Annotated in this window: 8 protein-coding genes; 3 read left to right on the forward strand and 5 right to left on the reverse strand. The window is 74.3% G+C overall.

What is annotated here, in order from left to right; all coding sequences use genetic code 11:
* Positions 1 to 285: 285 nt before the first annotated feature.
* Complete coding sequence (locus ACFCXS_RS37085) at positions 286 to 831, reverse strand: flavin reductase family protein (RefSeq protein ID WP_376647752.1); 546 nt, start codon at positions 829 to 831, stop codon at positions 286 to 288.
* Positions 832 to 1,019: 188 nt separating this feature from the next.
* Between ACFCXS_RS37085 and ACFCXS_RS37090 the strand changes: the two genes are divergently transcribed.
* Positions 1,020 to 2,621 (forward strand): aspartate aminotransferase family protein, encoded by a 1,602-nt coding sequence (locus tag ACFCXS_RS37090; protein ID WP_376647753.1) that lies wholly within the window; start codon positions 1,020 to 1,022, stop codon positions 2,619 to 2,621.
* 190 nt (positions 2,622 to 2,811) lie between these two features.
* Positions 2,812 to 5,376, forward strand: a complete 2,565-nt coding sequence (locus ACFCXS_RS37095) for a BTAD domain-containing putative transcriptional regulator (RefSeq protein WP_376647754.1) — start codon at positions 2,812 to 2,814, stop codon at positions 5,374 to 5,376.
* On the opposite strand, the gene ACFCXS_RS37100 is transcribed toward ACFCXS_RS37095, so the two are convergent.
* The 4 genes from ACFCXS_RS37100 to ACFCXS_RS37115 all read right to left on the reverse strand — a co-directional run bounded on the left by ACFCXS_RS37100 (position 5,329) and on the right by ACFCXS_RS37115 (position 10,190).
* On the reverse strand, positions 5,329 to 5,913 hold the full coding sequence (locus ACFCXS_RS37100) for a hypothetical protein (protein ID WP_376647755.1): 585 nt from the start codon (positions 5,911 to 5,913) through the stop codon (positions 5,329 to 5,331). The genes ACFCXS_RS37095 and ACFCXS_RS37100 overlap by 48 nt on opposite strands.
* 277 nt (positions 5,914 to 6,190) lie before the next feature.
* A complete protein-coding gene (locus ACFCXS_RS37105; RefSeq protein WP_376647756.1) occupies positions 6,191 to 8,767 on the reverse strand; it encodes a BTAD domain-containing putative transcriptional regulator in 2,577 nt (858 codons plus the stop codon).
* 29 nt (positions 8,768 to 8,796) lie between these two features.
* Entirely contained in the window at positions 8,797 to 9,573 is a 777-nt protein-coding gene (locus ACFCXS_RS37110; RefSeq protein ID WP_376647757.1) for a thioesterase II family protein, read from the reverse strand.
* Positions 9,516 to 10,190: an NADPH-dependent FMN reductase gene (locus tag ACFCXS_RS37115; RefSeq protein ID WP_376647758.1), complete on the reverse strand. Its 675-nt coding sequence runs from the start codon at positions 10,188 to 10,190 to the stop codon at positions 9,516 to 9,518. The genes ACFCXS_RS37110 and ACFCXS_RS37115 overlap by 58 nt, the downstream gene beginning before the upstream one ends.
* 174 nt (positions 10,191 to 10,364) lie before the next feature.
* Between ACFCXS_RS37115 and ACFCXS_RS37120 the strand changes: the two genes are divergently transcribed.
* Positions 10,365 to 13,601 (forward strand): BTAD domain-containing putative transcriptional regulator, encoded by a 3,237-nt coding sequence (locus ACFCXS_RS37120; protein ID WP_376647759.1) that lies wholly within the window; start codon positions 10,365 to 10,367, stop codon positions 13,599 to 13,601.
* Positions 13,602 to 13,636 lie beyond the last annotated feature (35 nt).

The raw sequence follows: 13,636 nt of genomic DNA on the forward strand, positions 1-13,636 counted from the left end.
GCGGGCCCCCCCCCGCGGGGGGCGGCGCCCCCCCGGGGGGGGGGGCCCCCCCCCCCCCGCGTCCCTGCTGTGCCCGCCGGACCTGCGGAAGCCGGACGCGCGAAGCCCTGCCTCGTGACGTCCGGCCTCGTGACGTCCGGCCTCGTGACGTCCGGACCTGCGGAGGCCGGACGCGCGGAGGCCCGACCCTCGGAGGCCGGACGCGCGGAGGCCCGACCCTCGGAGGCCGGACGCGCGGAGGCCCGGCCCTCGGAGGCCGGACGCGCGGAGGCCCGGCCGGAACCGTCAGGAGACGGTGGCCGGCTTGCCGAAGCGGCCGTTGACGAAGAGCAGCTCGTCCCCGGTCCCGCCCTCGCCCGCCGCCAGCACGGTGCCGATGAAGATGGTGTGGTCGCCGAACGCGTGCGACTCGGTCAGCTCGCACTCCAGCCACGCCACGGAGTCTTCGAGCAGCGGCGCGCCCGTGTGCTCGCCGGTGCGCCAGTCGACGTGCTCGAACTGGGCGGCCCCCAGCGTGCGGCTCTTGTCGGCGAAGTGCCGGGCGAGCGGCTCCTGGTGGGCGCCGAGTATGTTCACGGCGAAGCGCCCGGCCCCGGTGAGCGCGCCGTGCATGACCGCGCTGTGGCCGACGCTGCACAGCACCGACGGGGGGTCGAGGGAGACCGAGCTGAAGGCGTTCGCCGTCATGGCGTGCAGGTGCTCCCCGCCCACGGTGAGGACCGTGACGCCGGTGGCGAAACGGGACATCACCCCGCGCAACCGGTCCGGGCGTACCGGTGGGGGCCCAGAGCGCACGGCAGCGTGATCGAGTTCGGCGGACGCGGAATTCATGCCACTCTCCGATGGGTCACGGGACACGTCTGTGCCGTCCGCACGGAAGGGGCAGCCGGCGCAATCAACGTAGTCGTGGCGTCTCGCGGTGCCTTCATGCGCGGGTAACCGGTGGGCCTTCTGTGACCGACCGTCACCGATGACCTTTCAATGACCGGATATTTACCCGCCCGTCGGACCCTGAGGACATGACTGAGACCTCCACCGCGGCCGCGGAACGCGAACTCGCCGAGCCCTATCTGCGCCAGGTACTCGACACCGCGGGACTGGCGGTGGAATACGTGCGCGCCGAGGGGAACACCCTGTACGTACGGGACGACGACGGCACCGAATTCCCGGTCGTGGACTTCGCCGGCGGTTACGGCTCGGTGCTCCTCGGCCACCACCACCCCGAGATCACCGCATGCGCCCGCGAACTGCTCGCCGAACATACACCGGTGCACGCCCAGTTCTCGCGCCACCCGTACGCCAACCGGCTGGCCGCCGAGCTGAACCGCATCATCGCGCGTGAACTCGCCGACGGTGAGCCTTATTACGCCATCTTCGGAAACAGTGGCGCGGAAGCGGTGGAAGCCGCCGTGAAGCACGCCGAACTGGACCGGGGCATGCGCGTGTCCGAACTGCTCGGCTCCGTCGACGCCGAACTCGACCGGGCGCGGGCCGCGGTGGCCGACGGGTCCGCCACCGTCCACGGGGAGGCGGCCGCTCGTCTCGGAGTCGCCCTCGCCGCCGACGACAACGACACCGTCCGCCTGCTGGAGGCGGCGATCAGGCGCCGCAACGACGAGACCGCCGCTGCCCCGCCGCTGTTCCTCGCCCTGGAGGGCGGCTTCCACGGCAAGCTCGCCGGCAGTGTGCAGCTGACCCACAACGAGGGCTACCGCCTGCCCTTCAAGTCCCTCGGCGCGCAGGCGCGGTTCGTCCCGCACGACAGCCCCGAGGACCTGAACGCGGTCCACGCGCGTGAACGCCGGACCCTGCTCGGCCTGAGCACGCACAACGGCAGGGTCACGGTGACGGAGCACGAGTTCCCCGTGTTCTGCGCCTTCCTCGTCGAGCCCGTCCAGGGGGAGGGCGGAATTCGCGTGCTGTCCCGCGAGTTCGCCCGGGAGATCCAGGAGTTCTGCGCCCGGATCGACTGCCCCGTCGTCGTCGACGAGATCCAGAGCGGAATGGGCCGCACCGGCGCCCTGCTCGCCAGCTCCCGGATCGGCCTGCGCGGTGATTACTACACCCTGGCCAAAACCCTCGGGGGCGGCATCGCGAAGGCGTCCGTGATGCTGGTGCGCGAAAAGCGCTACCGCCGGGATTTCGAGATCGTGCACAGCTCGACCTTCGCCAAGGACAGCTTCTCCTGCCACATCGCCCTGAAGGTCCTCGAACTGCTGGAGAGGGACGGCGGCGCGGCCTACCGGCAGGCCGAGGAGCGCGGTGCGGCGCTGCACGCGAAGCTCGACGCGCTGCGGGCGGAATTCCCGGACGTGGTGGCGGACGTACGCGGGCACGGGCTGATGCAGGGCCTGGAATTCCACGACCAGTCGGACGCCTCCTCGCCGGAACTGCGGGGAATCGCGCAGAGCGGCCTGTTCGGCTACTTCCTGGCGGGCCATTTGCTGCGCCGGCACCGGGTGCGGACGTTCCCGACGGCCAGCGCGGTCGGCACGTTGCGTTTCGAACCCTCGATTTTTGTCACAGACGCCGAACTGGAACAGCTGTACGCGGGGCTGCACGACGTGTGCACACTGTTGCGCAAGCAGGCCGGCGACGAACTCACCGCCGCGGGCCGCTGATCCACCCCGGGTCCGCCGTCTCCCCCCACCGGCGGACTCCCGGGGCACACTCCGGCCGGGTGCCGGCCGCGACCGGGCCGGCCCATCCGGGCGGAAGCAGTACGGGAAGCGGACCGCGTCGAGAAGCCGTCAGGCGAGACACCGGTCCCTGGTGACACAGCACGCCGGAGCAAGTGAGACGGGGGAGTTCATGCAGTTCCGCCTACTGGGGCCGCTGGAAGTCGAGCCTGTGGGGGGACCGCCGGGCAGCCTGGTGGACCTCGGCGGGCACCGGCAGCGAGCGGTGCTGGCGTATCTCCTGCTGCAGGCGAACAAGGTGGTGTCCACCAGCCAGATGCTGTCGGCCCTGTGGGCCGACGACGAGGCGCCCATGACCGCGCGCAAGATCCTGCAGAACGCCGTGTGGAAGCTGCGCGGCGTCCTGTCGCTTCCGCCGCGCGGCGAGCAGAGTCCCGAGTTGCTGACCCGCGCGCCCGGCTATCTGCTGCGGGTGCCCCAGCAGCGCGTCGACCTGCTCGACTACGAGCAGCGGGTGGTGACGGGCCGGGCGGCCCTGGCGACGGGCGAGGTGGAGCGTGCCCGCCGCTCGCTGGGCGAGGCGCTGGCCCTGTGGCGCGGGCCCGTCCTGTCCGATCTGGTGGAGGAAGGTATCTGCTGGCCGGAGCTGTCGGCGCTGCAGAACCGCCGGCTCGATGTCATGGAGGACCACTTCGAGGCCGCGCTCGCCTGCGGCCGGCACCAGTTGGTCCTGCCGGAGCTGGAGAGCCTGGTGGCAGCCGAGCCGCTGCGGGAACGGGCTTCGGGACAGCTCATGGTGGCCCTGTACCGGTGCGGGCGGCAGGCCGAGGCACTGGCGGTCTTCGGCCGGGTGCGCACCGCCCTCGTGGAGGGACTCGGGCTGGAGCCGGGGCGTGAACTGCACCGGCTGCAGCAGGCGATCCTCACCCAGGACGCGATGCTGGAGGTGCCCCGCGCGGTGGGTGGCAGGGAGCAGCCGGTGAACCTCGCCCCCGTCGCCCGGCCCACGGCGGTCCCGCCCGAACCGGCCGCGTCCCCCGCACAGGTGGTCCCTGGATCGGCGGCTCCCGCGCCGGTCGTCCCCGCATCGGCGGCCCCCGCACCACAGGCAGCGGCGCCGGCGTCCACGCGGGACGAGCACACCGAGCCGCGCACACCTGCCGAACCGACGGCGCCCGCGAGCCGGGCCCCGCGCACCGGACCGTCGGCACTCGCCGGCCGGGCCCCGCACGACCGGGCGACCGCGCCTGCGCACCAGGCCCCGCGCAACCGGCCGACCGCGCCCGCGAAGCGGGTCGCGTGCTCCGAACCGCCCGCGCGCGACGAACCACCCGTGCGCCTCGAATCGCCCGTACGCCTCGAACCGGCCGTGCGCGCCGAACCGGCCGCAACCGGGGACCGGGCCGCTGCGGCCGCCGAGGTCTCCTCCCCCGGGCGGCGCGAGTCCCGTACCGCCAGCGTGGTGATGTTCCGCTTCGGACTCGGTGCGGAGCTGGGCCGGCTGCTGGCCGAGGACCGGGACCGGGTGCTCGACGCGCTGACCCACCTCGCCCGGGAGAAGACCGGCCTGCACGGCGGCCGGGTGATGGCCGTACTGGGTTCGACGGTGCTCTCCGTGTTCGCCGAGGGGACGGACCCGGCCGACGGTGCCGAGCGCGCCGTCCGCACAGCGGCCGCCGTACGCGACAGCCTGAGCGTCCCCACCGGCACTCTCGCACCGCCGCAGGCCGCCGTGCGCGGCCTCACCGTGCACGCGGCCGTGGCGTCCGGGGAGGCCCTGCTGCCGCGCCGGCCCTCCGACGACCCACCGCCGCCCTGGAGCGGCGGCTCTCTCGTCGACACCTGCCGGACGATGCTGGCTCATGTCCAGGCCGGGGAGATCCACGTCTGCGAGGAGACCCACCGTCAAGTCGACCGGGCGGCGACGTTCCGGCGTGCCTGCGCGTCCGCCATGGCCCCGTGGGAGCTGCACGCCCTGAACGACGACGTCACGGACCTGGCGTGGGGCCCGGCGGGCGCCGCCGTCCACGCCAGCGAACTGGAGCTGATGCACCACACCGTGCTGCACACCCTGCAGCGTTCGACGGCACATCTGATCACGCTCATCGAGGGGTCCGGCCGGGCCCGGACGCGGCTGCTGATGGAGTTCCAGCGCCGGGTCGAGGAGAGTCACGGCGGCCCGGTACGGGTACTGGCCGGCACCGTTCCCGCGCCGCACGCCGGCTCCGCCCTGTCGGTGCCTGCGGAGATCCTGGCCGCCTACTGCGGCATCGGACCCGGAAGTTCCGAGCCCCGCACCGCGGCGCTGCTGCGGGCCACGCTCGACCGTCTCGGCGGCGACCCGGCCGTCACGGCGGACCTGTACGCGCCGCTGCTGCGGCTGCTGTCGCCGCGGCGGTCGGCGCACGAGCGGGAGATGCCGGGCGAGATGCTCCGGGCCTGGGGGACGTTCCTGGCGGGAGCGGCGCGGGAGCAGCCCCTGGTGCTGATCTGGGACGACCTCCAGCACGCCGACGACACGCTGCTGGACATGGTGGAGCGACTGACGCAGACCCACGCGGGCGTGCCGCTGCTCACCGTCGTCGGCGCGGACTCGCGGCTGCCGGACCGGCGTCCGGGCTGGGCCACCGCGTACCCGCGCACGGTGACCCTCAGCCTCAGCACGGAGACGGGGGACGCCCTGGACCGGCTACTGGAGTCGTTGTTTCCGCCGGTCCGGGAGTCCGAGGTCGCCTGAGCGTGTCCCGCCCGTGCCGGTGAGACGTATGGCACGGGCGAGGGCGCCCAGCGCCCGCGTGCCGTCCGCGGACCCGTCGGGCAGGACCTCCGCGGCCGATTCGATCAGCAGGGACCCCGCCAGAGCCGCCCAGGAGGCCGTCGTGCCGGCGCGCGCCGGCACGGCGGCCCCGGCCTCACCGAGGACCCGCCGCGCCCAGGCGGTCATCCGGGCCCGGTGCGGCGCGGTGACGCCCGGCACGGCCCTCAGTGCCGCGCCGAAGCGGGCGAGTATCTCCTCCGCGTGCTCGGCGAGCAGGGCGTCCCGCCGCGCCACGGTGTGCCCGGGCGGGCGGGCGAGGGGCTCGGAGTCCTGCGGTCGCCCGGGTTCGGCGTCCCGGGGCCGGCCGGCCCGGCTCAGTCCTTCGTGCAGGGCCGCGGCGAACCGGGCCCCGACGAAGACGGCCAGCGGGGTGTCCATCTCGCCGGGGCCGGATGCCCGTCCGGGCCGGGGTGACGCGTGCGCCGGGCGGCGGGTCTGGGGAGCTGCGATGTCCATGTGGACAGCACACCAAGTCCCGTCCACACGCCACCCATTCGCGACTCCTCGCCCCGGTCATCCCAGCAGAACGGCGAGCCCGGCGATGCACCTGACCGCCGGGGACGGTGAGGTCGGCGACACCGGGGACGCCGAGGTCCGCGCGCCGAGGGCCCGGAAGCGGCAAGGCCCGCGCGCCGAGGGCCCGGGCGCCGCACCCCGGTGCCCGAGAGCGCGCGCCCCGACGGGAACCCACACCCCACCACCCGGACGGCGCCACTCCGGCCGGTCCCGGTTCTCAGACGGCTCGGCGGCCGGGGCGTACCTCGAGCGGATCGGCCGGCTTGCCCCGGAAGCCCGCGTGGATCCGGCCCGCCGGTCTCGCCCGCTCCTCCTGCCGTCGCGGGCGGCAGTCCGGGAAGGGCAGCGTGCGCCGCGGCTGCGGAGCGGCGGCGGACGGCTCGCGCAGGCGGGACAGTGTCAGCCTGCTGGCGTGCGCGCAGGCACTGCCCCAGATGGGCCGGCGGTGCAGCAGTTCGGAACGGCCGCACGCGACGACCAGCAGGGCCCCCGTGCCCGCGCCGCCCAGCCTCTCCGCCCAGTCCAGCACCGTGTCGTCGGCGAGGTGCAGGTCGTCCAGGCAGAGCACCACGGGGCGGTGACGTGCCTCGTGCTCGATCACCTCGCCCCAGGCGGCGAGCAGGTCCGCCCCGCGCCCGGCCGGGACGGCATGGGCTGCCGGTGCCTGGCCCGGCACGCGCAGCAGCCGGGCCGCGTCCACGTCGGAGTCGGCGCCGGCGCCGACCGCGGTTCTGATCCGCTGGTCCTGCGGCTCGAGACGCGCCACATGACGTGGCCCCCACGCCTCCATCAGCGCGGCAGCGACCGCGGCGGCGTCCTGGCCACCCCTCGCGAGGCGCGGCCGTACGACCCGCACACCGTCGACGGCGCCCGCGACGCGGTCCTCGAACTGGGCGAGCAGACGGGTCTTGCCGGCCCCGTGATCGCCGAGCACGGTCAGCATGGAGGGCACACCGTGGTGGCGCGAGTACTCCAGCAGGTTCTCCAGCAGGGCGAGTTCGGGCCGTGGCCGGATGCCGGTGCCGGGCCCGGCGGGCTCGTCCTCGTGCAGGGCGCGGGCCCTGCGGATGCCGGGGGTGCCGTCTGCGGGGCGGGGTGTCTCGTCGTAGCTCACCCACCCGCCGGTGTCGCCGGCCACGTCGTCGCTCACGTACAACTCGCCCTGAGGGACGCCGGAGAGCAGCCCGTGCGCCCTGTCGAGCAGGGTGCCCACCACCGAGACGGCGGCGCTCGGGTCGTGCGGGTCGTGCCGCACGATCGCCTTGCCGGAGATCACCACGGCACGCATCACCATGCCCGCCTGTAAGGCCAGTCGTTCCCGGGCGGTGAAGGCCGCGCGCACCGCGTTCAGCGACGCCTCGGGGCGTTCGGACCGCAGCCCGAACAGCGCGGCGCACAGCCCGCCCATGGAACCGACGATCGTCCCGGAGCGGTCCTCGACGCTCTCGGTGAGCACGGTGACCGCGTCGTGCAGGGAGGTGTCCAGCTGCTCGCTCCCCATGGCCGCCGCGTCCCCGGCGGACTCGGTGCACACCACGAGCACGCACACGTCCCGCCGCTCGGCGACCGCGCCTCCTTCGGCGAAGCCGAAGCCCGCAGCCGCGCCCGGCCGTTCGACACTGTGCGCGGCGCCGTACGCGGACCTCACACCGGGGCGGTCTCCCCCGTCGGCGGCACCGTACGCGGATGCCACACCGGAGCGGTCTCCCCCGTCGGCGGCACCGTACGCGGACGTCGTGCCGGAACCGTCTCCCCCATCGGCGGCACCCTGCGCGGGCGCCGCGCCGGGGTGTTCTCCACCCTCGGCGGCGCCGACGGCCAGGAGGGCGGCCGCGCGCACGGGTTCGGTCACCCCGGCCTCCGGCCCGTCAAGGCCGGGAACCACGGCGCCTGGCCCGGCCGTCCCGGGGGCCCCGGTGTCCGCGGTGACCCGGGCGGGCGCCGGCGCGGCACCCGTGTCGTCTGCCGGGTGCCGTCGCGCGGTGCCCGTCTCGGGGGCGGCCGGCCCCGGGCCGGCCTCCGTGGGGCAGGCCAGCGCCTGGTCGTGGCGCAGGATGCGGTGCTGCAGGGTCTGCAGGGCGGCGGACGGTTCCAGGCCGTACTCCTCCACCAGGGCCAGCCGCACCCTGCTGAACACGCTCAGCGCCTCCGCCTGCCGGCCGCACCGGTACAGGGCGAGCATCAGCTGCCCGCACAGCCGCTCCCGCAGGGGTTCGGCCTCGGCCAGCGAGGTGAGTTCACCCAGCACGGCATGGTGCCGGCCGCACGCGAGCTCCGCCTCGAAGCGGTCCTCCATGGCGTCCAGGCGCAGTTGCCGCAGCGCCGTCAGCTCACCCCACTCCACGCCCTGCTCGGCCAGATCCGACAGGGCCGCTCCGCGCCATTCCGCCAGGGCGTCACCCAGCAGGTCGGCCGCCTCGGCCGCCTCGCCCGCGTCCAGGCGTGCCCGGCCCGCGGCGACGGCGCGCTCGAAGCGGGTCGCGTCGAGCCGTTCGGGATCGAGGCGCAGGACGTACCCGGGTGCCCGGGTGAGCAGCCGGGGCGGCTCGTGCCCGTCGCCGTCACCGCTCTCCAGCAGGGCCCGCAGCCCCCATACGGCGTTCTGCACCATCTTGCGCGCCGTGACCGGCCTCGTGTCCTCGGGCCACAGGGCGTCGAGGAGCTGGCTGGTGGCGACCACCTGGTTGGCGTGGAGGAGGAGCAGTCCGAGGACCGCTCTCTGCTTGACGCCGCCCAGCGGCAGACTGCGCCCGCCGCTCACCACGTCGAGCGGTCCGAGAACCTTGAATTCCACGCCTACCCCCGTACGTCGAACACCCGTGATCAGTCATGGCAGGCGTCGTTGCCCGCCCGAGCGGCGCTCGCCGAGCGGACGCCGCGCAATACCACCTCGGCCACGTCGTCGAGCTGCTGGTCCACATAGAAGTGACCGCCGGGAAAGACCCGCACCTCGGTCTCGGCACGGGTGAACGCCCGCCAGCCGGCCGCCTCCTCGACGGGGACGACGGGGTCGGCGTCGCCGCACAGCACCGTGACCGGCATGTGCAGCGGCTCCCGGGGTGTCCAGGAGTACGCGGCGAGGGCCGCGTAGTCGGCCCGCAGGGCCGGCAGCACCATTGCCACCAGCTCGGGGTCGTCGAGCAGGGCCACGCCGGTTCCCCCGAGCCGGCGTACGGCGGCCAGGATCGCCTCGTCGTCGGGGAGCGCGTCGTGCGGACTGCGCCGCGGCCCCGGTGCTCCCCGGGCCGACAGGAAGAGCCGGCGGGGTGGCCGGGCCCCGCGTTCCTCGAGGATCCGGGCGCTCTCGTAGGCGATCAGCGCGCCCATGCTGTGGCCGAAGAACGCGTAGGGCGCCGCCGTTTCCTCGTCCTGGAGTTTCTGGGCCACGGCCGCGGCCAGTTCCCCGATGTCCGCCACCGGTGTCTCCATCCGGCGGTCCTGGCGGCCGGGATACTGCACGGCCCGCACCTCGACGTGCGGCCGCAGCAGCCGGGACAGCGGCACGTACGCGCTGGCCGCACCTCCGGCGTGCGGGAAGCAGATCAGCCTGAGAGCGTCGGGCTCGGCATCGCCGAAACGTCGGAACCACTGGCCGTCCATGGCGCGTTGCGCTCCTGTCTGTTCAACTGCGGTACGTGGTAGCCGCGCTCCGCCCGGGCCCGGTGCAGCACACCGGCCCACCAGCTGAGGCGGTCGAACATCAGCCGGGCCGACACGTCCCAGTCGTCGGAGGCGGTCAGGGTGCCGTCGGGCCCGAGACGCTCCCAGTAGTTGTGGAAGCTCACGGTCTCGTGCACCGGGACGGCGTGGACGTCGCCGAAGACCTGGCGCAGGGCGGCCACCGCGCACAACCCGCTGGAGGGTCCGCCGTAGGAGAGGAACCCGACGGGCTTGGCGTGCCATTCCGTGTCGTACCAGTCGATGGCGTTCTTCAGGGACGCCGGGAAGGTCTGGTTGTGCTCGGGGGTGACCACCACGAACGCGTCGGCCGCCCGCAGCCAGGGCGCCAGGTCCTTGACGGCCTGCGGCCGGGGCGCGGTCGGGTCGGCGGACATCACGTCGGGCAGCCAGGCCGTGGCGAGGTCTATGACGTCCACGTCGAAGTCGGGGCGCAACCGGGCCCGCGAGGCCAGCCATTCCGCCGCGACGTGCCCGAACCGGCCTTTCCTGATGCTGCCGATGATGATCGCCAGCCGCAGTCGTTCATTCTCGGCCACCTGCCCCCGCCTTCCGCACCAGCGCCCAACCGCATTCCTCGGGGAACCCTGGCATATGCCCCTTCGGATTCGCTTCGGACGACTTCGGAATCGCTGCGGGGGAGCACTTCGGGGAGGTGGCCGAGCCCTTTTCGTCGCACGTCGCGCAGGTCGTGGGCCGGTTACGCTGAGATCATGGAATTCGGGGTGCTGGGGCCGCTGGAGGTGCGCACGGACGAGAGTCGTCTCGTGCGGGTACCCGAAGTCAAGGTGCGCATGCTCCTCGCCGATCTGCTCGCCCACCACGGGCAGGTCGTCCCGGCGGCGCGGCTGATCGAGGACCTGTGGGGCGGCTCGACGTTCACGGCCCGGCCGACGGCGTCGCTCCAGGCCAAAGTCTCGCAGTTGCGGCGCGCGCTGGAGGACGCGGAGACGGGGGGCCGTGAACTGATCGCGCACCGGCCGCCCGGATACGTCCTGGACATCCCGGCCGGTGCGCTGGATGCCGGACGGTTCCGTGAACTGGTCGCCCGGGCCAGGTCGGGCGCGGACCCGGTGACCCGGGCGGCGCTGTACACCGAGGCGCTGGCGCTGTGGCGGGGTCCCGCGTTCGCCGAGTTCGCGGACCAGCCGTCCGTGCGGCTCACGGCGGCGAGCCTGGAGGAGGAGCGCCTGACGGCGGTGGAGGAACACGCCGGGGTAAGGCTGGAGTTGGGTGAGCACAGCCTGCTGGTGGGCGAGCTGAGGGAGCTGGTGGAGCACCATCCGCTGCGCGAGGGCCTGCGGGGCGCGCTGATGTGGGCGCTGTACCAGGCGGGGCGCTCCTCCGAAGCGCTCGACTGCTTCAACGACCTGCGGCGCCGGCTCGACGAGGAGCTGGGGCTGACACCGGGGCCGTCCCTGGAGGCGCTTCAGCAGGCCATCCTGCGCCACGACCCGGTTCTGGCCCGGCCGGAACGGCTCGCGCCGTCCACCGCGGTCGTGCAGTCGGGCCCTGCGCCGGCGGGTTCGGCCTCGCCCCTGGTGGGCCGCGAGCAGGACGTCCCGGCGATCCGGGCCCTGCTCTTACAGCGCCGCCTGGTGACGCTCACCGGCCCGGGAGGGGTCGGCAAGACGCGTCTCGCCCAGGCCACGGCGGAGAGTCTGGAGGGCGCGTTCGGCGAGGGCACCTGGCTGGTGGAGCTCGCGGACGCCGGGGGCCTGGAGCGGTTCGCCGGAGCGGAGGCGCTGGCCGAACAGGTGATGGCGACGCTGGGCATCCGGGAGAACACCTCCGACGACGACGCCAGGGGCCCGGTCGACCGGCTGGCGAACGCGCTGGCCGGGCGGCGGCTGCTGCTCGTGCTGGACAACTGCGAACACGTCGTGGACGCCGTCGCCCATCTGACCGGCCTGCTGCTGAGCCGGGCCCCGCACCTGCACATCCTGACGACCAGCCAGGAGCCCCTGCGCACCCGTGACGAGACGGTGTATCCGGTGGCGCCGCTGTCGCTGCCCCCGGAGAACGACCCGGATCCCGACGCCCTGACGAGCGCGGGGGCCGTGCGGCTGTTCGTGGACAGGACCAGGGCGACGGACCCGGACTTCGTGCTGGACGCCACCACCGCTCCGCTCGTCGCGGATGTGTGCCGGCGCCTGGACGGCATCCCGCTCGCCCTGGAACTGGCCGCCACTCGCGTGCGGTCGCTGGGCATCGGGGAGTTGCACGACCGGCTCGACGACCGCTTCAAGGTGCTCAACAGCGGTTACCGGGACGCCCCCTCGCGCCACCGGACGCTGCAGGCCACCCTCGACTGGAGCTGGGGTCTGCTCGACGACCGGGAACGGACCGTGCTGCGCAGGCTGTCGGTGTTCGGCGAGGGGTGCGGGCTGGGGGCCGCCGAGGACGTGTGCTCCGGCGGCGGCGTGTCCCCCGCAGACGTCCTCGACACGCTGAGCCTGCTCGTGGAACGCTCCCTGGCCGTCCGCACCGAGGGGCCGCAGGGCCCGCGCTACCGGCTGCTGGAGTCGGTCGCGGTCTACGCGCGTGACAAGCTCGCCGAGTCCGGTGAGCACGCCGAGACCGCGGCCCGGCACCTGCGCCACTGCGTCCGCCTCGCCGAGCGGGCCAGGCCGCATCTGCACGAGCGGGAGCAGTCCCGCTGGTTCCAGTACCTGGACCTGGAGGCGGCGAACGTGCAGCGCGCGCTGGCCGAGGCCGACCGGTCCGGGGCCGCGCAGGAGGCGCTGCGCCTGGTCAATTCGCTGACCTGGTACTGGTACGTCCGCGGACGGCTGGGCGAGGCCCGAAGGGCGCTGGCGACGGCCCTGGACACGCCGGGCGAGGCCGCGCCCGAGGAGCGGGTGGAGGCGGAGTCCTGGTACACGGGCATCCGGCTGCTGCTCGGCGAGCACGACCGGGAGTGCGACACCCTGGAGGAGTGCCCGCCGGATTCGACCCCGGAGTCGACCAGGGCGCAGTGGTTCCTGGCGCACGCGCAGTGGACGGTGGGTGCGCTGGTCAAGGGTGAGCAGCGGGTCGAGCGGGTCCTGGTCCGCTTCCGCACCCTGCGTGACGCGTGGGGCACCGCCGCCGCGCTGACCACGCGCGCGTGCTTCGCCCTGGCCCGCGGGGACCTGGAGTCGCTGCGCGGCAACGCCGAGGAGGCCCGCGCCCAGTTCGCGGAACTGGGCGACCTGTGGGGCCGGCTGAAGACGACCGACGTGCTCGGCAGGCTCGCCGAGATCAACGGCGACTACGACCTCGCCGGCCGGCTGCACCGGGAGAGCCTGCGCATCGCCCAGGCCCTGGAGACCTGGCCCGAGATGTCCACGAAGCTGTCGGGTCTCGGCCGGATCGCCCTGCTCACCCAGCGCTACGACGAGGCGGACGACCTGCACACACGCGCGCTCAGGCTCGCGATCGGGCAGGGCAACCAGCCTGCCGAGCAGTTCGCCGCGCTGGGCCTCGCGCTGAGCGCACGCCGCCAGGGCCGGCTGGATGCGGCCGAGGAGTGGCTGCGGCCCTGGCTCGCCTGGAACCGCCGCCGCGGCGACGGCCCCGGTCTCGCGCTGGTCCTGGCCGAACTGGGTTTCATCGCCGAGCAGCGCGGCGACGCCGACCGCGCCCTGGCGTGTCACCGGGACGGCCTCGCCGCCGCCGCGACGACCAAGGACCCCCGCTCGGTCGCCCTGGCCCTCGAGGGCCTGGCAGGCGCGTACTCCCTGTCCGGCGAGACGCAACGGGCGACCCGCCTCCTCGGCACGGCGGCCGCGACCCGCGAACGGGCCGGCGCCCCGCACCCCCCGGCGGAGCGGGGGGACGTGGAGCGCATCGCGGCCCGGCTGCGCGCCACGATGGACGAGGAGAGGTACACGAGCGAGTTCACCGCGGGCACCCGCCGCACGCATGAGGCGGAGGTCCTGGCGGAGACCAGCCCGCAGGCACCGTGAGCCGGTCGTCCGGCCGTGGACCGCCCCGCGCGACC

It is taken from the genome of Streptomyces sp. NPDC056373, assembly GCF_042262425.1.
GTDB lineage: Bacteria > Actinomycetota > Actinomycetes > Streptomycetales > Streptomycetaceae > Streptomyces.